Source organism: Asticcacaulis currens, from assembly GCF_028550395.1.
GTDB classification, from domain to species: Bacteria; Pseudomonadota; Alphaproteobacteria; order Caulobacterales; family Caulobacteraceae; genus Asticcacaulis; species Asticcacaulis currens.
This window is the reverse complement of record NZ_JAQQKW010000007.1, coordinates 151,966-174,129: the sequence shown is the minus strand read 5'-3', so window position 1 is coordinate 174,129 and position 22,164 is coordinate 151,966. Positions and strand designations below refer to the sequence as shown.

Annotated in this window: 22 protein-coding genes and 1 tRNA gene; 12 read left to right on the top strand and 11 right to left on the bottom strand. The window is 62.1% G+C overall.

Annotation, left to right across the window (positions count from 1 at the left end; all coding sequences use genetic code 11):
• Positions 1 to 129 precede the first annotated feature (129 nt).
• The 3 genes from PQU94_RS13120 (at position 130) to PQU94_RS13110 (ending at position 2,604) form a co-directional block, all read left to right on the top strand.
• A complete protein-coding gene (locus tag PQU94_RS13120; protein WP_272741898.1) occupies positions 130 to 597 on the top strand; it encodes a RidA family protein in 468 nt (155 codons plus the stop codon).
• 123 nt (positions 598 to 720) lie between these two features.
• On the top strand, positions 721 to 1,869 hold the full coding sequence (locus PQU94_RS13115; RefSeq protein ID WP_272741897.1) for a GNAT family N-acetyltransferase: 1,149 nt from the start codon (positions 721 to 723) through the stop codon (positions 1,867 to 1,869).
• A 396-nt stretch (positions 1,870 to 2,265) separates the two neighbouring features.
• Positions 2,266 to 2,604, top strand: a complete 339-nt coding sequence (locus PQU94_RS13110; protein WP_272741896.1) for an Mpo1-like protein — start codon at positions 2,266 to 2,268, stop codon at positions 2,602 to 2,604.
• Here PQU94_RS13110 and PQU94_RS13105 read toward each other — a convergent pair.
• The 4 genes from PQU94_RS13105 to crcB are packed head-to-tail and all read right to left on the bottom strand — an operon-like array spanning position 2,591 to position 5,432.
• Positions 2,591 to 3,334, bottom strand: coding sequence for an ATP12 family chaperone protein (locus PQU94_RS13105; RefSeq protein ID WP_272741895.1), 744 nt, complete (start codon positions 3,332 to 3,334; stop codon positions 2,591 to 2,593). The two genes, PQU94_RS13110 and PQU94_RS13105, sit on opposite strands and share 14 nt — an antisense overlap.
• Before the next feature lie 43 nt (positions 3,335 to 3,377).
• Positions 3,378 to 4,046, bottom strand: coding sequence for an HAD-IA family hydrolase (locus PQU94_RS13100; RefSeq protein WP_272741894.1), 669 nt, complete (start codon positions 4,044 to 4,046; stop codon positions 3,378 to 3,380).
• 1 nt (position 4,047) lies between these two features.
• Positions 4,048 to 5,055, bottom strand: coding sequence for an RluA family pseudouridine synthase (locus tag PQU94_RS13095; RefSeq protein ID WP_013480603.1), 1,008 nt, complete (start codon positions 5,053 to 5,055; stop codon positions 4,048 to 4,050).
• Positions 5,052 to 5,432, bottom strand: a complete 381-nt coding sequence (crcB, locus tag PQU94_RS13090) for a fluoride efflux transporter CrcB (RefSeq protein ID WP_272741893.1) — start codon at positions 5,430 to 5,432, stop codon at positions 5,052 to 5,054. Before crcB ends, PQU94_RS13095 begins: the two co-directional genes overlap by 4 nt.
• Positions 5,433 to 5,514: 82 nt before the next feature.
• Between crcB and PQU94_RS13085 the strand changes: the two genes are divergently transcribed.
• The 4 genes from PQU94_RS13085 to PQU94_RS13070 all read left to right on the top strand — a co-directional run bounded on the left by PQU94_RS13085 (position 5,515) and on the right by PQU94_RS13070 (position 9,416).
• Complete coding sequence (locus PQU94_RS13085; protein ID WP_272741892.1) at positions 5,515 to 5,946, top strand: HIT family protein; 432 nt, start codon at positions 5,515 to 5,517, stop codon at positions 5,944 to 5,946.
• 90 nt (positions 5,947 to 6,036) lie between these two features.
• Complete coding sequence (locus PQU94_RS13080; RefSeq protein WP_272741891.1) at positions 6,037 to 6,663, top strand: histidine phosphatase family protein; 627 nt, start codon at positions 6,037 to 6,039, stop codon at positions 6,661 to 6,663.
• A gap of 196 nt (positions 6,664 to 6,859) precedes the next feature.
• Complete coding sequence (locus PQU94_RS13075; protein WP_272741890.1) at positions 6,860 to 8,995, top strand: EAL domain-containing protein; 2,136 nt, start codon at positions 6,860 to 6,862, stop codon at positions 8,993 to 8,995.
• A gap of 232 nt (positions 8,996 to 9,227) precedes the next feature.
• The gene (locus tag PQU94_RS13070) at positions 9,228 to 9,416 is read left to right on the top strand and encodes a Thivi_2564 family membrane protein (protein ID WP_013480608.1); all 189 of its coding nucleotides are present in this window, start codon (positions 9,228 to 9,230) and stop codon (positions 9,414 to 9,416) included.
• A 143-nt stretch (positions 9,417 to 9,559) separates the two neighbouring features.
• On the opposite strand, the gene PQU94_RS13065 is transcribed toward PQU94_RS13070, so the two are convergent.
• The 3 genes from PQU94_RS13065 to PQU94_RS13055 all read right to left on the bottom strand — a co-directional run bounded on the left by PQU94_RS13065 (position 9,560) and on the right by PQU94_RS13055 (position 11,688).
• Positions 9,560 to 9,913 carry a VOC family protein gene (locus tag PQU94_RS13065; RefSeq protein WP_272741889.1) on the bottom strand — a complete coding sequence of 118 codons (354 nt, stop codon included), beginning with the start codon at positions 9,911 to 9,913 and terminating at the stop codon, positions 9,560 to 9,562.
• Between the two features lie 55 nt (positions 9,914 to 9,968).
• Positions 9,969 to 10,961: an LLM class flavin-dependent oxidoreductase gene (locus PQU94_RS13060; RefSeq protein WP_272741888.1), complete on the bottom strand. Its 993-nt coding sequence runs from the start codon at positions 10,959 to 10,961 to the stop codon at positions 9,969 to 9,971.
• A 635-nt stretch (positions 10,962 to 11,596) separates the two neighbouring features.
• Positions 11,597 to 11,688 (bottom strand) — tRNA-Ser (locus PQU94_RS13055).
• A gap of 273 nt (positions 11,689 to 11,961) precedes the next feature.
• On the opposite strand from PQU94_RS13055, the gene PQU94_RS13050 reads away from it, so the two are divergent.
• From PQU94_RS13050 to PQU94_RS13035, 4 genes are read left to right on the top strand one after another with little or no spacing between them, the layout of a single operon-like run.
• Positions 11,962 to 13,482, top strand: coding sequence for an exopolysaccharide biosynthesis polyprenyl glycosylphosphotransferase (locus PQU94_RS13050; RefSeq protein ID WP_272741887.1), 1,521 nt, complete (start codon positions 11,962 to 11,964; stop codon positions 13,480 to 13,482).
• Positions 13,483 to 13,509: 27 nt separating this feature from the next.
• Positions 13,510 to 14,973, top strand: coding sequence for a lipopolysaccharide biosynthesis protein (locus PQU94_RS13045; RefSeq protein WP_272741886.1), 1,464 nt, complete (start codon positions 13,510 to 13,512; stop codon positions 14,971 to 14,973).
• The gene (locus PQU94_RS13040; protein ID WP_272741885.1) at positions 14,970 to 15,902 is read left to right on the top strand and encodes a glycosyltransferase family 2 protein; all 933 of its coding nucleotides are present in this window, start codon (positions 14,970 to 14,972) and stop codon (positions 15,900 to 15,902) included. The genes PQU94_RS13045 and PQU94_RS13040 overlap by 4 nt, the downstream gene beginning before the upstream one ends.
• Positions 15,902 to 16,669, top strand: a complete 768-nt coding sequence (locus PQU94_RS13035; protein ID WP_272741884.1) for a polysaccharide deacetylase family protein — start codon at positions 15,902 to 15,904, stop codon at positions 16,667 to 16,669. Before PQU94_RS13040 ends, PQU94_RS13035 begins: the two co-directional genes overlap by 1 nt.
• Before the next feature lie 196 nt (positions 16,670 to 16,865).
• On the opposite strand, the gene PQU94_RS13030 is transcribed toward PQU94_RS13035, so the two are convergent.
• From PQU94_RS13030 to PQU94_RS13020, 3 genes are all read right to left on the bottom strand, one after another.
• Positions 16,866 to 18,167 carry an O-antigen ligase family protein gene (locus tag PQU94_RS13030; RefSeq protein ID WP_272741883.1) on the bottom strand — a complete coding sequence of 434 codons (1,302 nt, stop codon included), beginning with the start codon at positions 18,165 to 18,167 and terminating at the stop codon, positions 16,866 to 16,868.
• Positions 18,167 to 18,883, bottom strand: coding sequence for a P-loop NTPase family protein (locus PQU94_RS13025; RefSeq protein ID WP_272741882.1), 717 nt, complete (start codon positions 18,881 to 18,883; stop codon positions 18,167 to 18,169). Before PQU94_RS13025 ends, PQU94_RS13030 begins: the two co-directional genes overlap by 1 nt.
• Before the next feature lie 309 nt (positions 18,884 to 19,192).
• Positions 19,193 to 20,713, bottom strand: coding sequence for a GumC family protein (locus PQU94_RS13020; protein WP_272741881.1), 1,521 nt, complete (start codon positions 20,711 to 20,713; stop codon positions 19,193 to 19,195).
• A gap of 144 nt (positions 20,714 to 20,857) precedes the next feature.
• Between PQU94_RS13020 and PQU94_RS13015 the strand changes: the two genes are divergently transcribed.
• Positions 20,858 to 21,586 (top strand): polysaccharide biosynthesis/export family protein, encoded by a 729-nt coding sequence (locus PQU94_RS13015; RefSeq protein WP_272741880.1) that lies wholly within the window; start codon positions 20,858 to 20,860, stop codon positions 21,584 to 21,586.
• Between the two features lies 1 nt (position 21,587).
• Here the strand turns inward: PQU94_RS13015 and PQU94_RS13010 are convergent, their stop codons facing one another.
• Positions 21,588 to 21,866 (bottom strand): sel1 repeat family protein, encoded by a 279-nt coding sequence (locus tag PQU94_RS13010; protein ID WP_272741879.1) that lies wholly within the window; start codon positions 21,864 to 21,866, stop codon positions 21,588 to 21,590.
• Between the last annotated feature and the right edge of the window lie 298 nt (positions 21,867 to 22,164).

Below are 22,164 nucleotides of genomic sequence, written 5' to 3'. Positions count from 1 at the left end.
AATGACTCTGGGTATGCCTTTCGAGACTGTCTCATGTCGCTGATACACCTAAGCCAGTCTCGTGTCTTCAACGGCCGGATGCGGTCAGCATCTTCGGCCGTTGGTATTATTTTGCAGGAGACCGAATCCATGTCGAAGATCGAAGCCCGCCTCCAGGAACTGGGGATCACCCTGCCCGTCCCGGCTGCCCCTGTCGCCAACTACGTGCCCTTCGTGCGCAGCGGCAACCTGATCCACATTTCGGGTCAGATTTCCAACGACGGCACCGGCCGCTACAAGGGCACGGTCGGCGTGGATGTCTCGCTGGAGGAAGCCACCGAAGCGGCGCGCGTCTGCGGCATCAACCTGCTGGCCCAGATGAAGGCCGCCGTGGGTGACCTCGACACTGTGGTACGCGTGGTCAAGCTGGGGGCCTTTGTGCAAGCCGGTCCGGACTTTTATGACGTGCCGCAGGTGGTCAATGGCTGCTCGAACCTGATGGTCGAGGTGCTGGGCGAAGCCGGCAAGCACGCCCGCTCGGCGGTTGGTGTGTACAAGATTCCGCTGGGCTTTGCCGTCGAAGTCGATGCCGTGATCGAAGTGGCGGATCGTCTATAAAGGATTTCACCACGAACGGCACGAACCACACGAACGCTACACTTCATCGGTTCGTGTGGTTCGTGCCGTTCGTGGTTTTAAGTGACTTGCCTGCGGCTTTTCCTACGTCGTAAGGTGAAAACCATGCCCGTGCCCGCCCTGACCGCTGCCCTGCACCGCTCGATCAGCGAGATCGACCCCGCCGTCTGGGATGGATTAAAGGGTGACGATAACCCGTTAAACAGCCATGCCTTTCTGGAAACGCTCGAACAGACGGGCTGCGTCGGCGAAGACAGCGGCTGGGTGCCGCATCACCTTAGCCTGAGCGATGAGGCGGGCGCGGTCCGCGGCGTGATGCCGCTTTATCTCAAATACCATTCGATGGGCGAATACGTCTTCGACCATAGCTGGGCGCAGGCCTATGAACGCGCGGGCGGGCGCTACTATCCCAAACTCCTGTCGGCCTCCCCCTTTACGCCGGTGACGGGGACTCGGCTGTTGTCGCCGGCCCCCGAGGTGCGCGCGGCTTTGATCCGTACGGCGGTGCAACTCTGCGATACCAACGGCCTGTCGTCGTTTCACGTCAACTTCCCCACATCGGATGAATGGAGGCTGATGGGCGAAAACGGCCTATTGCTGCGGCAGGATCAACAATTCTGGTGGAGCAATGCCGGCTATCAGAGCTTTGACGATTTCCTCACCGCCCTGTCGGCCAATCGCCGCAAGGTTATCCGCCGGGAACGCCGCGATGTACAGGCGGCGCTGACGCTGAAAATCCACAGCGGTAGCGACATCACCGAAGCGCACCTCGATTATCTGCACGCCTTTATCGAGGATACCTACGACCGCAAATGGGGCTCGCCCTATCTGACGCGCGACTTCTTTTCAGTGATTGCCGAGCGGATGCGCGATCAGATCGTTTTGGTGTTCGCCTATGACGGCGATCAGCCGGTGGCCGGGGCCATCAATTATCGCGGCGGCGACACCCTCTATGGCCGTCAGTGGGGCGCACGCGTCGATGTCCCCTTCCTGCATTTCGAAGTCTGCTATTATCAGGCCATCGACTACGCCATCACACACGGGCTGAGCCGCGTCGAGGCCGGCACGCAGGGCGAGCACAAGATTTCGCGCGGCTACCTGCCGCACCCCGTCTATTCGGCCCACCATATCCGCGACCGTGCCCTGCGCGAACCCGTAGCCCGCTTTCTGACGCAGGAACGTGCGGCCGTCGCAGCGCAGATGGCTGAGTACGAGGCGGAACTGTCGCCATTCCGCAAACGCGATCAGGCATGAAAAAACCGCCGGTGAGAAGACCGGCGGTGTTTTTTAGATAGGCGTGTCGCAGACGATCAGGCGATCGGCAGGCGGTGGGCACGGGCCCAGGCGACAACCAGTTGCGACGCAAAATTTACCAGGAATTTCATAGGGGTACTCTCTTTAGTTCGACGCCGAGCCGGGGGCGAAACCCAGGGCCAGAAGGGCATTCATAAAGCGTTCGATCAGCTTTTCCATTGTCAGTCCTCACACACAAAAAGTTATGACAGCGCTGTCATTAGCACTTTTTGCACCTGCGAACAAGAGGCCTGTCGTCACATTTGAAATTAAGGTCTGTAACGCTTCGTGTGAGAGGCGAAAATGAGATATAATGCTCATAAAACAGACAGGGAAACACAGACAGGGCCGTATCTCATGGCGCGTTACACCAGCTATTCAGCCTTTTTCGACTTCTATCTGAGCGAACATAGCCAGCCCCGCACGCGCGCCCTGCACTATATCGGCTCCAGCCTTGGCATAGCGGCGCTGATCATGGCCGTGGCCCAGCGCCAGCCCCTGTGGCTGCTGGCGGGTGTGATAGCCGGTTATGGCTGCGCGTGGATCGGGCATTTCTTTGTAGAAAAGAACCGCCCGGCGACCTTCACCTACCCCCTGTGGTCGTTTGTGGGCGACTATCACATGTTCACCCTGTGGCTTGGCGGACGGCTGGCCAAACGGCGGGCAGCGGCAGAGCAACGCCTCACAAGGCCCTGAACCACGCCTCCAGATGCGTCAGATCATGACGCATGGCCGCCTCACGCTTCATCGCTTCGGCGTCATCGCCCCAGGTTTCTTTCTGGAAGGTTTCGCCAACACGCGATGCGGCAAAGGCCTCTTCGGCGCTCAGACGGCCCTTGTACAGCGCCAGAGCCAGCGCCACCGATCCCAGCAGCGGAATGGCGGCCATCAGACCGGCACGTGCATAGATCGACGCTGTGCTGAGGAGCGTTTTGACGCCTGCGATCGTCGCCACCGGCTGTCCGCGCGCCATGATCGAGGTCTGCGGCACGAATTCAAGCGCCAGCTCGCTTTTTAGCCAGTCGATGACCGGACCCCACGCCGCCTGTTCGCGGGCAATCAGGGCCTGCGGATAGTCGGACGGGTAGCAGACGAGATCGGTTTCGGCAAAACGCGCCGCTTCGGCCAGCGCGGCTTCAAGGCCGCTGTCCATGTGGTCGAGCGCCGCAAACCCCAGCCGCGTCAGGGGCATGGCGGTGAAATCAACCGTCTCTTCGACCGCTTCCCACTCGCGCCCGACCCGCGCCGCCAGCGCGAAATTGGGCAGCACCAGCGTGGCGCCCTTCGGCGTTTTCACCGCACGGCCGTCCAGAGTCACGCCGTAGCCCGGTCCGTCGGCCTTGATCTCGACGATCTTCCAGAAGCGTTTCGGCTTTGAGCCGATCTGATCACTGCGCTTTGACGGCGCTTCGGCCTTGTAGGTCATATGTAGCCTCTAAGCATACTCGCTTGAAATAAGGGAGGATGTTTTACATCAACTCCGGTACGAACCGGTCAAGAACCGCGCCCAGTTCGCTGAAATCGTGGACAATCTGCTGCGCGCCGGCGGCCTCAAGCTCATCGACCGTGTGGAAGCCCCACGACACGCCAATGGCCTGCACCTGTGCGGCGCGCGCCATGCGCATATCGTGCGTTGCGTCGCCGATCATCACCGCCTGATGCGTACCGACGCCCAGCGCCGTCAGATTGCACTGAAGCATGTGCGGATGCGGCTTGGACGGGCCGTCATCGGCGCAGAAGGTGACGTCAAACAGGTCGCCCCAGCCGTGCTTTTCGACAATCCGCGTCACGCCACGCCGCGAATTGCCCGTCGCCATGCCGATCAGCCAGTTGTCGTTTTTCAGCCGCTCCAGCGTTTCCTGCGCCCCCAGATACAGGGCCTCGCTAAAGTCCGGATCGGCATGGAAGGTCAGAAAGGCGTTCTGAAACTCGCGCATATAGGCGGCCACGGTTTCCGGATCGAGGTCCGGGCGCATCGCCTGCAAGGCTTCGAACAGCGACATACCGACAATGGCACGCACCTCATCATAGGTGGGCGGGGTGAGGTTCAGCACCTTGGCCGCCTCGACCGCCGCACGATGGATCGAGGCGCGGCTGTCGATCAGGGTGCCATCGACATCGAATACAGCGAGTCTCATCTTACCGTCTGGAGGCGCGGGTGGCTTTGCGGAAGGGTTCGGGGCTGGCCTCGTGCTCATCGAAGCCATAGCGGTCGAAACCGGCCTGAATGACCGGGTCAAGCGGCGCTTCGACGATCAGCGTCCCGTGCGTCGGGTGTGGGATTTCGATGCGCCGGTGGTGCAACTGAAGCCCCAAACCCTCTGACAGGGCTATGGATTTTTCATCCTTGTACTTGGGATCGCCCAGGATGCAGTGCCCGATGGCCTGCATGTGGGCACGTAGCTGGTGCGTGCGGCCCGTATGCGGGCGCAGCGCCATCCACGCCAGACGGTGCGCGGCGCGGGATATGGTCACATATTCGGTTTCCGCCGCCTCGGCACCCGGCTCCTTGGGGTCAGCGGGCATGACCATCTCACGGTCATTGATGCCCTTCTTGACCAGAGGCACGTCGATCACCCCCTCCTTGGGGTCGGGCGTTCCGGCGACGAGCGCCCAGTAGGTCTTATAGGCCTTGCGCTTGGCAAAGGCCCCGGCCAGACGCGCTGCCGCCGACGGCGACTTGCCCAGCAGCAGCACGCCGGAGGTGTCGCGGTCGAGGCGGTGAACCAGACGCGGCCGCTCCAGCCCCTCGCCCCAGGCCGACAACAGCCGGTCGATATGGTTTTTTGTCTTGGTGCCGCCCTGCACGGCCAGACCTGAGGGCTTGTTGATGGCGATGACGTCCTCGTCCTCATAGAGGACCAGCGACTTGGCGTAACGCACCTCCTGCGGGCTCAGCTCGGCGCGCTCGCGCTTTTGCTGTTCCTCGGACGGCGCGTCGGGCAGTGGCGGCACGCGCACGCTCTGACCGGTGCTCAGCCGCGTGTCGGCCTTGGCGCGCGCACCATCGACGCGCACCTGTCCCGACCGCAGCAGCTTGTTGAGCTGAATATGGTTGAGGTGCGGCCAGCGCCGCTTGAAAAACTTGTCGATACGCACCCCGTCTTCGCCCTCGGCGACATACAGGATCTTCACTTCCCTACTCATCCGGCCACTTTCCGAAACACAAACAGACCGATCATGACGGCCAAAATCGCCAGCGCGGCCGAGGACACGGCATAAAGCCCCGCCAGCCCGTAGTCTCGCCGCTCCAGCATATGCACCACTTCCAGCGAATAGGTGGAAAAGGTCGTAAAGCCGCCCAGAACGCCGACGCCCAGCAGAAGCCTCAGGCGCTCATCGCCCCCCCTGGCCAGCAACCACCCGGCCAGAAGCCCCATCATGAGCCCCCCCAGCAGGTTGGCCACAAAGGTGCCGATGGGCCAACCGAAGGGCATGGCCGCCGCCGGCCACAGACGGGCCAGTCCATAGCGCGCCGCGGAACCGAGGGCTCCACCGATCATGACCAGCATTAAATTGAACATAGCAGGGCTCATACCCCTCTTGGCCCTCAAATCATAGTGTTTTAAGGATGGGACCGGACAAATACCAGCAAGGGACCATGCCATGAGCCTGTACGGGGACTACGATCCCAAGAACATCTTCGCCAGGATTCTGGCCGGAGACATCCCCTGCGCCAAGGTCTATGAGGACGCGCGGGTCTTAAGCTTCATGGACGCCTTCCCGCAGACGAGGGGCCATACGCTGGTCATCCCCAAGGTGGCGGCGCGTAACCTGTTCGACATTTCGTCCGAGCACCTGCAAAACCTCATCCACCACACGCAACGCATCGGCCGCGCCGTGCGCGACGCGCTGGAACCGGAGGGCGTGCGCATCGCGCAGTTCAATGGCGAGGTCGGCGGCCAGACGGTGTTTCACCTGCATTTTCACATCATCCCCTGCTACGCCAATGGAGCGGTGAAGCACCATGCGTCGGGTCAGATGGCCGATCTGAAAGATCTTCAGGACATGGCGGCGCGTATCAAGGCCAAGCTGTAATGGTCTTCGGTCTTCGCCATGGCCAAACCGACTGGCCCGTCCCGGCAGCGTAGCGACGGGACAAAACTAAAGAAACGGATACGCACCCTGATGTTCTTTGTTCTTCGCCATGGCCAAACCGACTGGAACGCCCAGATGCGGCTTCAGGGCTCGACCGACATCCCGCTCAACGACACCGGGCGTGAGCAGGCGCGCGTCGCCGCCCGCTTTCTGGCCGATCAGGGCATTACGCGCATTGTCGCCAGTCCGCTGATCCGCGCCTATGAAACCGCCAATATCGTCGGGCGGGCACTGGATTTGCCCGTCATCACCGACGGGCGGCTGACCGAGCGGCATTTCGGCATCTTTGAGGGCCTGACCATTGATGAGGTCGAAGGCCACCGGCGTGAGATGCTGGCGCACATGAACCCCGACCTCGACATCGACGGCAAGCATTACCCGCACAATGCCGAGCGCCTGCCCGCCGTCATCGAGCGTGTGCGCGCCGCCGTTGAAGACCATGCGTCCGGCGAGACCATCCCCCTCTTCGTCTGCCATGGCATCCCCTTCCGCGCCATCGCCCGCGTCTATCTGGGGGAGATGTATTCCAGCCCCAATGCCTGCCCGGTGCGTTATGCGCGTCAGGGCGACACCTGGACCATGACCGGCCTCGACCCCGACAATCCGCCGCTGCACGGGGCCTTCTTCAAGGGGCCGACGACCATGGGCCGCATTTGAGGCCAACCATAACGACGTTCCAAATTTTGTCATAATAGTCACGTTTCATCTGTGAACGGACATAAGTATAGCGCAAGTATATTTTTTCACCTGTTAAACCGAAATTCAGACACCTTCCCTATTATGTGACAAAACGCCCAGAAAAGGCGTGTGAGTTGAGTTTTGTGAAGGTTTTATGACGAACTGGACCTCGGTTATGCAGAAAGCAGCACACGTTTCGGATATTACGGACCAGGTAGCCCCCGTCTCACCGCAGACGACCAATTCGCAGGTCTATGACGCCTTCCGCGACAATTCCGAACTGCTGGTGCTGGCCGTGGTCGATACGTGCGGTTGCGTCCTGGGCCTGATCGAACGCCACAGCTTCAACCTCAAAATGGCCTCGGAATACGGTCGCGCCCTGTTCGGCAACAAATCGGTGACCACCATGATGGACACCCGCCCTCTGACCGTCGAAGCCGAGACCCCGCTGCGCGACTTCATGCAGGCGACCCTGGCCGAACGCGCTTCGGAATTGCTGCGCGGCTTTATCGTCACGCGCTGCGGGGCCTATGCCGGGGTCGGCACCACCCTGTCGATCCTGAAAGCCATGAATGACGACCTTCAGGACAGTCTGCTGCAACAGCGCGAAATGGTGACCGACCTGATCCGCCTCAGCGCCGAGTCGCAGCGCCAGCAGTCCTTCCTCAATACCATTATCGACAATATTCCGGCCATGGTGCTGGTCAAGGACGCCCATTCGCGCGTCAGGCTGATCAATCCGGCGGGCGAAGACATGCTGGGTATCAAGCGCAGCGAAGTCGTCGGCAAGACCAGCCACGACATCTTCCCGACCGAGCAGGCCGACATCTTCACGCGCTCCGACCGCCGCGTTCTGGCCAGCGGCGAAGCGGTGATGATCGAGGAAGAAGCCATCTATAATGGCGAGCGCCAGCGCACCGTGCAGCTCAAAAAGACCGTGCTGCGCGGCCCGGATGGTTCCCCCGACAGCATATTGACTCTGGGTATAGACCTGACCGAGCAGAAGGCGGCCGAGGCGCGCATTGCGCAACTGGCGCATTATGATCCGCTGACGGGCCTGGGCAACCGCACCCTCTATACCCACGAAATCGAGCAGGCCCTCAGCCGCGTGCAGCGTCATGGCCACCATATCGCCCTGCATTGTCTGGACCTTGACCGCTTCAAGACGGTCAACGATTCCTTCGGCCATCTTGCGGGGGACGCCCTGCTCAGTCAGGTGGGCGAACGCCTGCGGCTGTGCGTGCGCAAAGGGGACTTCATTGCGCGCATGGGCGGTGACGAATTTGCCATCATCCAGAACATCGAACGCCCCGAAGACGCTCGCTGTCTGGCCGAGCGCGTCATCGAGATCATGAAGACGCCCTTCGACATCAGCGGCATCCGCCTCGAAGCGGGCGTCAGCGTCGGGATCGCGCTGGCCCCCGAAGACGCCAGCGATGCCAACAACCTTTTGTCGCGCGCCGATCTGGCGCTTTATCGCGTCAAATCCGAAGGCCGCAACGGCTGGTGCTTTTATCACGCTGAAATGGATGCTGTGGTGCAGCAGCGCCTCGAAATGGAGCACGAGCTGCGCTCCGCCCTGGCCGACCAGCAGTTCGAGCTGCATTTTCAGCCCCTGCTCAATCTCGACAGCGGCGAGGTGGTGTCGTTTGAGGCGCTCCTGCGCTGGAAACACCCGCATCGCGGCATGGTTTCCCCCGGTGAGTTCATCCCGGTGGCCGAAGACAGCGGCCTGATCGGCCCGATCGGCGACTGGGTGCTGCGCGAAGCCTGCCGTCAGGCGGCGCAGTGGCCGTCGCCGTGGCGTGTCGCCGTCAATATCTCGCCGCTGCAATTCCGCCACGGCTCGCTGCCGCGACTGGTCAAGGAGGCGCTGAAGGCTACCGGCCTCGACCCGCGCCGTCTGGAGCTGGAAATCACCGAAAGCGTGCTGCTGGCCGATGAAAAGCACAATCTGAAGGTGCTCAACACCTTGCGCGACATGGGCGTGCGTATCGCCATGGACGATTTCGGCACCGGCTATTCCTCGCTGAGCTATCTGCGCGCCTTCCCCTTCGACAAGATCAAGATAGATCAGTCGTTCGTGCGCGACCTGCCGCACGATCAGAACGCCCTGTCGATCATCCGCGCCATCACCGACATGGCCGAGGCGCTGGGCGTACATATCACCGCCGAAGGCGTCGAGACCGAAGCCCAGATGGACGCGCTGAAAGCCATGAACTGCCGCGAGGCGCAGGGCTATCTGATCGGCCGTCCCGCCGCCGCCATCGAAGCCTATGCCGAACCGAAGGCCGCCCGAGCCCGCGCCTGATACCAAGGGTCATTGAAAATGACGCTTGATATGCCTTTCGATACGGTCTCATGTCGCTGATACAAGTGAGACCGTATCGACTATTCAACGGCCGGATGCAGTCAGCATCTTCGGCCGCTGGTATAACGTCTTTATTTTTCAGCAGCCAAGCGGACATTCAAACCTGAGCCGTGCGCAGACATGATGTTTCCATAGCGAGGGAACTAACCCTCACGCTGAAAAGGAAACCCGCATGTCCCTTCTGTCTCTGGTCGCTGTCCTGATCGTCGTCGGTGTGCTCTTGTGGCTCGTCAACACCTACATTCCCATGGACCCCAAGATCAAAAACATCCTCAACGCCGTGGTGGTGATCGGCGTGGTGATCTGGCTGCTTCAGGTGTTTGGCCTGCTGGGCTCGCTCAGCAACATCCGCGTGGGCTAGCAGGGTCGCAGACCCTGCACCCGTAAATTGGAGCGCGGTTCAACGCTTGCGCTTACTTGTCCGCATTATCGCCTCTCCTCCCCATTCCATGGGGAGGTGGCTGTGAGCGCAAGTGAACTGACGGAGGGGTATGCCCCTGCCCCCTAACCCGCCGGCTCCCACAACTCAATCGCATTACCCTCCAGATCGTGAATACGCGCAAAGCGCCCCACCCCCGGCATATCCCAATCCGGCTGAGTGATCACCTCAATCCCTGCCGCGCGAAGGGCCGCACACAGATCATCCAGCCCTTCGACCCGCAGATTGAGCATCCACTGACGATCCGCTGCGAAATAGTCGGTATCCGCCGCAAAGGGCGAAAAGACGCTCGGCCCGGCCTGCGTATCCCAATGGCCGTAAGGCCCGGCCCCGACCCCCAGATGCTCGGCATACCACGCCGCCAGGGCCTTCGGGTCCTTGGCCCGGAAGAAGAAACCGCCGATTCCCGTCACACCCATAGCCGCCTCCTGCTTAATGCGTTAAGCCGTATCAGGCTGCCCGTGCGTGCACAAGTTAACTCACACGCTGCATCAGCGACGACTGGCTGAAGATCTCAACCGAGCGCAGGCGCGCTTCAATATCGTGGATCGGCATGGAGATAATCAGCTCATCGGCCTCGGTCGCCGCTAGGAAGTTTTCCAGCTTGCGCTCTATGGTCTGTGGTGAGCCGACCACAGCATATTGCAGCATATGATCAACCATCTGCGTCTCTTCGGGACTGAGCTGAAGCCCGCGCACCGGGGCGGGGAACGGCTTGCGCTCATTACGCCTCAGCGCCGCAAAGGCCTGCCGCATCGAGGTGAACAGATAGTGCGCCTCTTCGTCCGTATCGGCGGCCACGCCCATAATGCCGACCATGGCCTTCGGGTGCGGATGATCAACCGAGGGGCGGTACTGCTGACGATAAAGACGCAGCGCCTGATGCAGCAGATCGGGCGCAAAGTGCGAGGCGAAGGCATAGGGCAGGCCCATCTGCGCCGCCAGTTGCGCGCCATAGGTGCTCGACCCCAGCACCCAGATCGGCACCTTGGCCCCAAAGCCCGGTACGGCCAGGATCGGCTCAGTGCCATCCGGATCGTCCATCAGCCGGCGCAGCTCCGCCACATCATAGGGGAAGCTGTCCACCCCGCTGTCCATATTCCGCCGCAGCGCCCGCGCCGTGCGCATATCCGTACCCGGCGCGCGCCCCAGTCCCAGATCGACCCGCCCCGGAAACAGCGCTTCGAGCGTCCCGAACTGCTCGGCAATCACCAACGGCGCATGATTAGGCAGCATGATGCCGCCCGAACCGATACGGATGGTCGAGGTATGATGCCCGACATGGGCAATCGCCACCGCCGTCGCCGATGAGGCCACGCCGGGCATCCCGTGGTGCTCGGCCAGCCAGTAGCGATGATAGCCCAGCGCCTCCGCCTGACGCGCCATGCGCGCCGTATTGGCAAAGGCATCGGCCACGCGGCTCCCTTCCCCGACCTGCGACAAATCCAGAATGGAAAAGGGGATCATTTCGCGCTTTCCGAAAAGTGGAACGCACTTTTCCGATGAAAAAGCGCGTTGAACAAAAATTTAGAGCGCAATTTCGCTTTCGTGAACGAAATGCGCTCTTTCGCCTCATAGAGCGTGCTGAGGGCTTATGTAGGTGGTCCGGTTACGATTACCAGAGGGCGTGCCTCGGCAGAGATGTCAGGGCCGACATAAAACGCCTGCGCCGTGTAACAAAAATATGACTAGCCCGACAGGCGAGCCCTGTGGACGGACTGCGTCTCTTATGACAACACTGTCAAAACAACAAAAAAGTACAGGTAAAGTGGAAAGCGTAATGATAACTCTCATCGTGGCCGGCATCGGCCTTTACGGCGTCGCCGTCATTCTTTCGGTCATCGCCAGCGAATTCTGGGGACATAATTGACATAAGTGTCAATTATCGGATTTCGCTCGGAAAGCCCTCTCAAAAGCAAACGACCTGTTCACCCGGCGTCCTGTGGCGTCCGGGTGAACAGGTGTTGCCGGAGGATGACGATGGGATTGGCTGCGCTGCGCTCCGCCGAAACCTACGCTTCGCTCCGGTTTTCGAACCCAGGGTTCGAAGTCCCGGACACCGGCCACTAAAAAAGCCAGCCCTTTTGGGCTGGCTTTTTTAGTGGCGGAGACGATGGGATTCGAACCCATGGTACCCTTTTAGGGGTACGCTCATTTAGCAAACGAGTGCCTTCAGCCTCTCGGCCACGTCTCCGCACTAAGGGTTCACTTAGCCTGACTTGTCCCAAATGGCAACGGGCAATCAAAGCCCGCCTCCCGAAAAGTGTGAACATCACGCCCGGCGGCAAAAATCGCGATTTGCCTTATAGAAAAAGGGCTTGCGTTAACGGTTATATAAACGCCGTGTGGCAGGGTGTCGGCGAAACCGCCCCAGACGATCCAGAACGCCTCCCCCTCTTACCTCATGACAAACGCACGCCAAGGCGCCCCCACCCCCGTCCGCACCCCCGATGCTGCGCCCGAAGGGATGGCTGAGGCGCCGGCCTTGCGCGCACAGGGTCTGAGCCGGGGACGCCCCGCGGAGAGCCCCGGTCCGGCCGACCATCGCCGCGGCCCCTTCCGCCCCGAACGTCTGGTGTCGCTGCGCGAACGCCGCGCCAACGAAGCCTACGCCTACCTCTTCCGGTTCAGCGACCTGTGGCTGATCGCGGGCGTCAGCCTGTTCGTGGCGCAGGGTCTGTCACCGCGCGGCTGGCAAGGCGCGCTGGCCGCCGATATCCTGCCGCTGCTGGTCGCCGCCATCACTCTAGCCTGGAGCCTCAAAAGTTTTGACCTTTATGTCTACCGCCGTCAGGAGCGGCTGAGCGGGCACCTGCTGCGCGTCTTCGCCGCCGTGGCCCTGAGCGGCGTGGCCGGTCTGGCCGTCGCCGGGCTCAGCGGTCGCGCCGATGTGCTGCCCCCCGTGTTCGGCCTGTGGGCAACCGGTGTCCTTCTGGGTCTGGAGGCGCTGCACGGTGCCGCCTTCGCTCTGGTGGCCCGCTGGCGGCGCAAAGGGCTTCTGACCCCCAATATCGTGATCGTGGGGGCGACCCGTGATGCCGAAACCCTGATCGCAGCCGCGTTGCAACGCCGCAATGTCAATATTCTGGGCATTTTCGATGACCGCCTGTCGCGCGCGCCCCACGCCGTAAGTGGCGTGCCGGTGCTGGGCGATACCGAAGCCCTGCTGACGCACAAGATCACCCCCTATGTGGATCGCGTCATCGTCGCCGTCGATCCGGCGGCGCGGGCCCGCGTCGAAGGCCTGATCCGCCGCCTGAGCCTCTTGCCCAACGCTGTCTCGCTGCTGGTCGATGTCGATAGCGAGGCCGGTCGCGAAGCCGCCCTGTCGCGCCTGTCGGAACAGCCGCTCACCCGCGCCAATCCCTCGCCCTCGGACGCACAGCGGGCGTTGCAAAAGCGCGTTCAGGACCTGATTATCGGTACGGTGGCCCTCATCATCTTTGCGCCGGTTATGGCCGTGGTGGCCCTGATGATCCGCCTCGACAGCCCCGGCCCGGTCTTTTTCCGTCAGCGCCGCCATGGCCTGAACAACGAAGCCATCCATGTGTGGAAGTTCCGTTCGATGCGCGCCGAAGCCGCCGATGCCACCGCCGCGCGTCAGGTGTCGCGCGACGACGACCGCGTGACCCGCGTCGGCCGCTTTATCCGCAAGACCAGTCTGGATGAGCTGCCGCAACTGTTCAACGTGCTGAAAGGCGACATGTCGCTGGTCGGGCCGCGACCGCACGCTATCGGCATGAAGACCGGCGACGAAGATTCCGCCAAGTTGGTGGCCGAATACGCCTGGCGGCACCGCATGAAGCCCGGCATGACCGGCTGGGCGGCCATCAAGGGCTCACGCGGGGCGCTGGTCACCGCAGAGGACGTGCGCCGCCGCGTCCAGCTCGATATCGACTATATCGAGCGTCAGTCCTTCTGGCTCGATCTCTACATCATGGCCATGACGGTGGCCTGCATCCTTGGCGACCGCCACGCCATCCGGTAAGATCGCAGGGCGCAGGGACAGACGCTGATGTTCTGGAAAGGGCTATGGGGGTATCTCCCCGCCAATGTGTTGCAGGGGCTGATCGGGTTCGCCACCCTGATCACCTTTACCCGCCTCCTGTCGCCGGACGACTATGGCCGCTACGCGCTGGCCTTCGGCGTGTCGAGTCTGGCCCAGACCCTGTGCTTTACGTGGATCGAAGCGGCGATGGCGCGCTTCTATCCGTCGGAGTCGCGCGAAGACCGCGAAGCCCTGACGCTCTATGGCACCCTCTATCGCCTGTTTGCCGCGGTGACGGTCGTATTTGCGGTCGTCTGCGCCGCCGGTCTGTGGCTGTGGCCCGCGCCGGATGCCCACACGCAGGCGCTCAAACTGGCCATCGGCTGCGGGCTGGGCGTCGTCGTCTTCCGCAGTCTGATCAAGATGGTGCAGGAACAACGCCGCTCCGAAGGGCGCGTCGGCACCGCCTCGACGCTGGACATGATCCAGACCGCCGGCGGGTTTGGTCTGGGGGCGCTCCTGGCCTGGGCCGGCTTAGGGGGCGGCGCGCCGCTGCTGGCCGCCGGACTCGTGGCGGCCGCCTGCCTGCCCTTCGTGGCCCGCGAAGACTGGGGCCGCGCCCTGAAAGGCCGCTTTGACGCAACGCGCGCCCGGCAGTATGCCCATTACGGCCTGCCCGTCTCGGCCAGCCTTATCCTCACCCTGGCTCTTTATACGGTGGATCGCTTTCTGATCGCGGGCTTTCTGTCCGAAGCCGATGCCGGGGCCTATCATGCGGGCTACAGCCTCGCCTCGCGCATCCTCGACGTGTTGTTTTTGTGGTTCGGCGCGGCGGGGGGGCCGGCTCTGGTCCACGCGCTGGAAAGCGGCGGGACCGAGGCGCTGAAAGCCCACGCCCGCGATCAGTTCCGCGTCATGGCGCTGGTGCTGTTTCCAGCGGTGGGCGGGCTGATCGCCGTCGAAGCGCCATTGGCTCAACTGTTGATTGGCGAAGGCCTGCGCGCGCAGGCGCTGAGCGTCACCGCCCTGATCAGCGTCGGTGCCCTGCTGTCGGGCTTTAACACCTATTATTTCCTTCAGGCCTTTACCCTGTCGAAAAAAACCAGGCTGCTGACCGTGGCCATGGCCATTCCGGCTATCGCCAATGTCGGGCTGAACCTGTGGCTGATCCCGCTCTATGGCCTGTGGGGGGCGGGTCTGGCGACGGCGCTGAGCTTTGCCATCGGTCTGATCGGCTCGTGGATACTGGGCCGTCAGGCCCTCCCTTTGCCCGTTCCGTGGCGTGATCTGGGGCTAACCGCCCTCGCAACCCTGATCATGGTCGCCGTCGTGTGTCTGATACCGCCGCTGGGCGGTGTCATCGAGCTGGCGCTGAAAGGCGTTGCGGGCGTCCTCGTCTATGCCGCTCTGGCTCTGGCCCTGAACCTCAATGAGGTGCGCGCCCATGGCCAACGCTTCCTTAAGCGCCTGGGTGTAGGGTCTGCCGCATGACCGCCCCTGCCGCCCCGCCTTCCGTCATCACCAATGCCGCCCATGACGGTGCCCCAAAGCCACGTCTGTCGGTGCTGATCCCCTTCTACAAGGAAAGCCCGTCCACCCTGCTGCGCGCTCTGAGGCCGGTCGCAGGCGTGGAGGTCGTGGTGCTGGACGATGGCTCGAACCAGAGCGAGCTGACGCAGGACGTGTTATCAACGATTGATGCTATTGCCCTGCCCGTCACCTTCATCAGCCTTTCGCGCAATGAAGGCCGCGCGCGCGGACGCAACCGCCTGACTCAGGCGGCACGTGGCGACTATTTCCTGTGTCTCGATGCCGACATGCTGCCCGACGCGCCCGACTTCCTGACGCGCTGGCTGGCGGTAATGGACAGCGATCCGGCCGTCGTCTTCGGCGGCTTTTCGCTGCAACAGGCCCCGACCGACAAACGCTTTGCCATTCACCGCCTGATGGCCGCCAAAAGCGATTGCCTCGACGCCGCAACGCGCCGCCAGACTCCGGAAAAATACGTCTTCACTTCGAACCTGCTGATCCGCCGCGACGTCTTCGCGGCGCAGGATTTCGACGGCACCTTTACCGGCTGGGGCTGGGAAGACGTCGAATGGGCGATGCGGGTAGCGCAAACCTTCGGCGTGCAGCATATCGACAATACCGCCACCCATCTGGGGCTCGATCCGGCAGACATCCTGATCCGCAAGTACGAGCAGTCGGTCGGCAACTTCGCCCGCGTGGTGCAGAAGCATCCGGAGGTGGTCGCCACCTACCCCAGCTACCGCGTCGCGCGCCTTATCCGCAAACTGCCCCTGCGCGGAGCCTTGCGCACGGCTTTGCGCACGGTGGTGCACAGCGAGGCCGCCCCGGTCCGTGCCCGCGCCTTTGCCTTGCGCCTTTATCGCGCCGCCCTTTATTCTGAGGTCGTCTGATGAGCTATGCCGAAGCCTATGCCGCCGATCGCTCCCTGTATGGCAAGCTGCGCCGCCGGGCCTCAAAACTGCTGTTTCGCAAACCGGCACAGTTGCGCGGGCTGACGAAGCCCCTGCTGACCTTTTCGTTCGATGACGCCCCGCAGTCGGCGGCCATTGCGGGGGCGGGCATACTGGAGCGCCACGGCTTTCACGCCACCTATTTCATCTCCGCCGGCCTGATGGGGCAGGACAGCCATTTCGGCCCCTACACTACCGCCGCCCAGATCGCCGCCCTGAATGCGCGCGGTCATGAGATCGCCTGCCACACCCTGATGCATATCGACTGCGGTCAGGCCAAGGTGGCGGACATTGCTTTAAGCGTGGACGAAAACCAGACGCTTATTCAATCGCTTGGCGTACCCACTTCAACCACCTTCGCCTATCCCTATGGCGATGTATCCCCTCAGGCCAAGGCCGTGCTGGGCGACCGCTACCGCTCCTCGCGCGCCCTGCACCACGGCCTGATCCGCACCGGCACCGACCTCAATCAGGCCCCGGCCATCGGTATCGAAGGCGACGGCGGTGAGCGGCTGGCGCTGCAATGGATGGCGCAGGCGATCCGCACGCCACAGTGCTGGCTGGTCCTGTACACCCACGATGTGCGTGAAAACCCGTCGCCGTGGGGCTGCACGCCGGAGACGCTGGAAACCCTGGCGACCGCCGCCCGGACCTTCGGTTTCGACGTCGTCACCTATGCCGAAGGGGCCCGCCGCGCGGGCGGTTGAGGCGTTCCACGAATGCCTCTTTTGATGATAAGTTTCGGAAAACCACAGATTACACAGATGGCACAGATTTGGCGCTTCGCGCCCTTTGGTTATGCGCCTGCGGAACATGTAGGGGCTGGAGTATAATCTGTGTAATCTGTGGTTGCTCTTCAAACGCCGACCACACAAAGAAATCCGGTTTGTGATTTGGGCAATCTTAATCGTACAGCCCGCGCCGTGATCTGACCGGACCGACCGCAGCCGCGACCACCGGCCCGTCGCCCGGCAGGGCCAGTTTGACGACGATCAGCACTATCAGGCACCAGCGGATGTCATTCCACCCGATCGCGATACTCTCGGTCAGACTCATCAGCGAATAGACGGTGATAAACGGCAGGGCAAAATAGCCGCCGTCGCCGCGATAGGTGCGGTAAAAGGCCTTCAGCCACGTCTCGATAAACAGGATCGCCCACACGGTCAGGCCGACATAGCCGAGCGCCAGCCACACCTCGTACCAGCAGGAATGGGCGTGATAGGCGCGAAAACCCGCCACCTCGGTGATCCAGCGCAGCGGGGTCCAGTCGCCTTCGGTGGACCACACGACGCCATACCCGTAGCCGGTCATCGGGTGTTTGCGCATCACATGGTCGATACCGGCCCAGATATTGGTGCGCCCGGTCAGGGTCGCGTCCTTGCCCAGGAGATGAAACAGCGCCTCCGGCATCAGCAGGACCACGCTGCCGACCGCCAGCAGCACACACACCGCCAGCCAGGTGAGGACCACCCCCAGTATCGGCCCGCGTCGCGACAGCCATACGAAGGCCATCATGCCTGCCCCCAGAATCAGCGCCAGAAGCGACGTCTTGGAGGTGGACATCAGGACCAGAAAGGCCGCCCCGGCCGCCGCCGCAAACCACAGCCAGCGGCGTTTGGGCACCTGAATCCCGGCCGCCAGACAGGCCAGAAAGCCGACATCCATTACCGCGCCCAGATTGTTCTTTTCGGCAAAGACCCCGCGCCAGGCCCCGACGAACAGCTCGGTCATCCGCCCCTTGTCCGGAAACAGCAGGGCCATGACAAACGATCCGGCGATGAGGATCAGATAGGTGACGGCGATGACCTCGATCAGGCGGCGCCACGAAAAGCGGGCGGCGATAACATAGCCGGCCAGACAGGTCATGGCGAAGGCGACGAAGCGGCGCAGCGTGGCCGAGGGGTCGATCGACCACACATAGGAGACGGCGCACAAAAGGATCAGGACCAGCAGCACCGGCGTGCGGATCACCCCGGCCAGCACCTGTTTCCACGTCAGGAACAAGAGGGCAAGCGCGCCGAGATAGACCGGGTAATAGATGTTGCGGATAATGGCCCCGGCCATGGGCGACTGTTCGGTCGAATAGCCGAAGATGGGCGACAGCCAGCCCTGCGAGAACATGAACAGGATGCCGACCGACAGGCCGAAAGACAGCCACTGTCCGTCCCAGTCCTCCCGGATACCACGGAGAATCGCGCCGCCCATCAGCCGTGCGCGGACTTGCGCCCCGCCAGCGGGACCGTGGCGCGCGACTTGTTATAGACCATGCCGAGCAGCCGCCCCCCGGCCTGTTCGATCTGGGTCTTCAGCGCGACGCGGGCGTCGATCTCGCCCTCCCCTTCGCTGACGACCAGCACCACGCCGTCCACCAGCGGGGCCAGCCGCAGGACGGCGTCGGAGCGGTCGAAGGCCGGTGCATCGACCAGAATGGCCTGAGCATGGGTGCGCAGGGCCTGCCAGTAGGAGGACTGTTCGAACAGGCGCGTCTTCTGCCCCGGCAGCAGCAGGTGATCGCGCAGGCGCGTCACCCACAAGCGCTTGTCGAGGAAGGACCGCGCGATCAGATACTGGCTGTCGGGGACCGGCTGGCCCTGAGCGTCCAGCGCCTTGGGTTCCAGAGCGAAGAAGACCGATCCGTCCGGCGTGGCTGACGACACAGGCCCCGGTGGTCCGAAACGGGCGGGCTCGTCCAGCACGGCCTCAAGCTGCGTCTGCTGGCGCAGGTCGGCGTCGATCAGCCAGACAGGGCGTCTGGCGAAGGCGGCTTCGCAGCGGGCATATTCGCGCACCACGGTCGATACGCCCTCACCGCCGCAGGCCGCCGCGAACAGGATGACCCGTCCCCGGCCGCTGTCGGCGGCGCGTGCCCCGCCCTTCAGCGCCGCCATCAGATCGGCCATTTCCCGCGTCAGATCGACCATAAATTCCAATACGCCATGTCATGCGTGGACGAATCGCGTCCGCGCGTATTCGCAGATACCATAAGCCGCTTTGCCTTGGAGCGGAATGATTTCTCGTGGACTCATTCCGCTTAAGCCGCCATTGAGGCGGCGGCCAGGGTGGCGCAGCCCGTACCCGGCGAGGGGCAAAACCAAAATCTGGATCGTTGTGTTTCTACCCAAAATCATAATGATTCAGAAACCTATGGGTTGAAAATGACGCTTTTCAGGCGAAGGCGCGAGCGCGTGATGGCGTAACGTAAACCCGCTGTCGTGGTTCGCCTGTGGTTCTTATTTCGCCCGGGCCTGAGCCAGTACCGGCAGGCCCAGCGTCTTGGACGCCATATCGGCGCTGAGGAAGCCCCGGCGCAGAAAGACCCGCAGCAGGCCGGCGCACAGGGCCGTGAAGCCGCCGAACAGGAAGGCGAGGATCAGCACCGGCTTCTGAAGGCTCTTGGCCTTGTCCGGCGGGCGGGCCCGGTTGACGACGCGCACCGTATCCTGCGCCTTTTCGGCGATTTCACGGGCGGCCTGCGTTTCCTGAATACGCTGGGTGAAGCTGGCAATATTGGTTTGCAGGGCGCTGCGCTCGGTCGAGAGGCTGTTATATTCGGCCTCCATACCGACCAGAGACTGAAGCTTGTGCGTCACCTGATCCGCCTGGGCCTGAAGCTGCGCCCGGCGGCCGGAGGTGGCGGCGATTTCAGCCTCCAGATTGAGCTTGTCGGTCAGGAGTTGCTGATAGATCGGGTTGACCCCGATGCGGTGTTCCTTTTCGCCAATGGCGCGGCCCGACGCCTGAAGCGTCTCCAGCGCCTTGATCTGCTCATCGAGGTCACGCACCGCCGGGGCCGCCGGGGTGTAGCGCGTCAGAAGCTCGGCACGCTGCTGTTTCAGCGCCAGCAGTTTCGACGGCACGCTGAGATCCAGTTGCCGCTCGGTGCTCATCTCCGGGGCCTGCTGCCCCAGCCGCGACGTAATGGCCTGAAGACGGGCGCGCGCCGTGGCAATGCCGGCATCGGCGACGTAGATTTCCGACATCACCGTGTCATAGAGCTTGGTATAGGTGGCCTTGGCGGCCTGAAAATCCCCGACCCCATTGCGCAGCAGGAAATCCTCATAGGACTTGTCGGCCTGACGCAGACGGCGGTCGAAGGCGGCCTTCTGGTTTTCCAGCAACGGCGCGGTGACGTCCATAAACACTTCGTGGCGATAGGTCTGATAGAGGTCGATAAAGGTATTGAGGATCAGGGCGGCGGCGCGCGGGTCCTTGTGCGTGAAGCTGAGGCGCACGATATTGCTTTGCGGGGCCGTCTCGGTCTTGAGGCCGCTCAGCGTCTTCATCACCCGCGCATCGGCCTGATCGCGTTCCGTCTCGGTGCGCGGCGCATAGGTCTTGGGGAAGCTGGAATCTATGGCATTATAGCCCAGTTTCTCGATCACCCGGTGCTTAAGCTCGGCGGAGTTGAGGATTTCGACTTCCGACTGCACCACTTCGTCGATCGTGGCAATGGCACCGCGCGCCGCATCCCCGGCGGCGGGCACATAGACGTAGTCCTGACCGAGCTGCATCAGCAGGGAGGCATCGGCGGTGTAGCTTTTTTTGAGCGTCAGCGCAAAGCCCGCACCCACCCCGAAGATGGCGGCGAAGATCAGCAGCATCAACCACCATTCGCGCAGCAAAAGGCGCAGAATATCGTCGGCCTCATAGGCATAGCGGCGGCGCGCAGGGGTACGGGCGGCGCCACGGCGATCCGTGGCTCTCGTGCCCGTTTCTTCGCTGTAAACGCCTTGCGCGCGCACCCGAAACACACCCCTTTACATCACGCCGTTCTTTGTATGGCAAGGAACGCAACGATTCGGAAGCTGAACTTCCATTATTTGTCCGGATAGTCCCTCTGAGGCATTAACCAACCGTTACCCATTTTCAACCATGGTTAAGAAGGACTGAATTTTATGGACGCCGCCATGCTGAGCAAGCGCGCTTTGATGAAGGGAGTGACCGGAATGGGCCTTCTGGCCCTGTGCATCGCCCCGGCGGCGCACGCCGGGCGGGCACCCGAAGCGGCGCCCATTCGCTTTTCGGAATGGACGGACGAAGACCCGCCCTATCTGTTCTATCCGTCGGACAAGCTGGAAATACAGGTGCCGAGTGCGCCGGAACTCAGTCGGACGACGCAGGTCGGTCAGGACGGCCGTATCACCCTGCCGCTGGTCGGACAGGTCATGGCCGCGTTTAAAAGCGTAACGGACCTTCAGACGGAGATTACCGAACTCTATCGCCCCTATCTGCGCCACCCCGAAGTGACCGTCTTCCCCGGAGACACGGGCAATACGCGCGTGCTGGTCGGCGGCGAGGTGCGCAATCCCGGCTGGGTCGAGATGCCGGGCGATTTCGATGCCCTGTCGGCAGCGCTGGCGGCCGGGGGCTTTACCAATGCCGCCAAGTCACAGCAGGTGCTGATCCTGCGGCGCGGTCCGGACGGGAAGATCATGCAGAGGCTGATCGACCTCAAAAGCCCGCTGAACGGCAAGGCTTCGGTGGCCGTGGCCCTGCGCCGTCACGACATCGTCTTTGTGCCCAAGACCCGCATCGCCAAGGCTGGCGTCTGGGTCGAACAGAACATCAACAACATAGTCCCGGCGGGGATTATGAGCTGGCTGCTCTACAGCCAGAACAAGTAAATCAGGCGGCGTAACGCGTGTGGCCCTGATCCAGCCAGCGGCGGGCGGCCTTCTGGGCTTCGGCCACGTCTTCGCGGTCCATTTCCTTCGACAGCTCGCGACGGTAAAGCGTCGCTTCCATTGACCCGCGCATCGAGGCGAGGTTGAACATCATGTGCGCCGAGATCAGATCGACGGGCGCGCCGTTCTGACCGGTCGAATACATCATGCCGAGCTTGAACAGATCGTCGCCGCTCATGTCCGGCGTCGGCAGAGGCAGGGTTTCGTTCGTCATCATCATCGTTTCCGCGCCTTTTGCGCGGCCCCCGAAAGCAAGTGGTCGATGAGCCAACTTTTTCACCGCCAAGTGAAATTAAAGTTAACAGCGATATTTACTGTGAATTTTTTATGTAAAATTTGAATTAACATTAATTTTTCTATTAACAATTGAATAATAATCGTTACTTATTTCAAAAAATCAGAGTTAAATTCCATAATATTTTATAAAATAATTGATATATACATAAATTCGACGCCGCAATCCCGTTAAGATTTAAATTCAGACTCAGTGAATCCGCAGGCAGAGTTTGACACCCCAC

Coding starts and splice junctions, on each gene's coding strand:
- PQU94_RS13120 (WP_272741898.1), top strand. CDS start 130: ATGTCGAAGATCGAAGCCCGCCTCCAGGAACTGGGGATCACCCTGCCC.
- PQU94_RS13115 (WP_272741897.1), top strand. CDS start 721: ATGCCCGTGCCCGCCCTGACCGCTGCCCTGCACCGCTCGATCAGCGAG.
- PQU94_RS13110 (WP_272741896.1), top strand. CDS start 2,266: ATGGCGCGTTACACCAGCTATTCAGCCTTTTTCGACTTCTATCTGAGC.
- PQU94_RS13105 (WP_272741895.1), bottom strand. CDS start 3,334: ATGACCTACAAGGCCGAAGCGCCGTCAAAGCGCAGTGATCAGATCGGC.
- PQU94_RS13100 (WP_272741894.1), bottom strand. CDS start 4,046: ATGAGACTCGCTGTATTCGATGTCGATGGCACCCTGATCGACAGCCGC.
- PQU94_RS13095 (WP_013480603.1), bottom strand. CDS start 5,055: ATGAGTAGGGAAGTGAAGATCCTGTATGTCGCCGAGGGCGAAGACGGG.
- crcB (WP_272741893.1), bottom strand. CDS start 5,432: ATGTTCAATTTAATGCTGGTCATGATCGGTGGAGCCCTCGGTTCCGCG.
- PQU94_RS13085 (WP_272741892.1), top strand. CDS start 5,515: ATGAGCCTGTACGGGGACTACGATCCCAAGAACATCTTCGCCAGGATT.
- PQU94_RS13080 (WP_272741891.1), top strand. CDS start 6,037: ATGTTCTTTGTTCTTCGCCATGGCCAAACCGACTGGAACGCCCAGATG.
- PQU94_RS13075 (WP_272741890.1), top strand. CDS start 6,860: ATGCAGAAAGCAGCACACGTTTCGGATATTACGGACCAGGTAGCCCCC.
- PQU94_RS13070 (WP_013480608.1), top strand. CDS start 9,228: ATGTCCCTTCTGTCTCTGGTCGCTGTCCTGATCGTCGTCGGTGTGCTC.
- PQU94_RS13065 (WP_272741889.1), bottom strand. CDS start 9,913: ATGGGTGTGACGGGAATCGGCGGTTTCTTCTTCCGGGCCAAGGACCCG.
- PQU94_RS13060 (WP_272741888.1), bottom strand. CDS start 10,961: ATGATCCCCTTTTCCATTCTGGATTTGTCGCAGGTCGGGGAAGGGAGC.
- PQU94_RS13050 (WP_272741887.1), top strand. CDS start 11,962: ATGGCTGAGGCGCCGGCCTTGCGCGCACAGGGTCTGAGCCGGGGACGC.
- PQU94_RS13045 (WP_272741886.1), top strand. CDS start 13,510: ATGTTCTGGAAAGGGCTATGGGGGTATCTCCCCGCCAATGTGTTGCAG.
- PQU94_RS13040 (WP_272741885.1), top strand. CDS start 14,970: ATGACCGCCCCTGCCGCCCCGCCTTCCGTCATCACCAATGCCGCCCAT.
- PQU94_RS13035 (WP_272741884.1), top strand. CDS start 15,902: ATGAGCTATGCCGAAGCCTATGCCGCCGATCGCTCCCTGTATGGCAAG.
- PQU94_RS13030 (WP_272741883.1), bottom strand. CDS start 18,167: ATGGGCGGCGCGATTCTCCGTGGTATCCGGGAGGACTGGGACGGACAG.
- PQU94_RS13025 (WP_272741882.1), bottom strand. CDS start 18,883: ATGGTCGATCTGACGCGGGAAATGGCCGATCTGATGGCGGCGCTGAAG.
- PQU94_RS13015 (WP_272741880.1), top strand. CDS start 20,858: ATGGACGCCGCCATGCTGAGCAAGCGCGCTTTGATGAAGGGAGTGACC.
- PQU94_RS13010 (WP_272741879.1), bottom strand. CDS start 21,866: ATGATGATGACGAACGAAACCCTGCCTCTGCCGACGCCGGACATGAGC.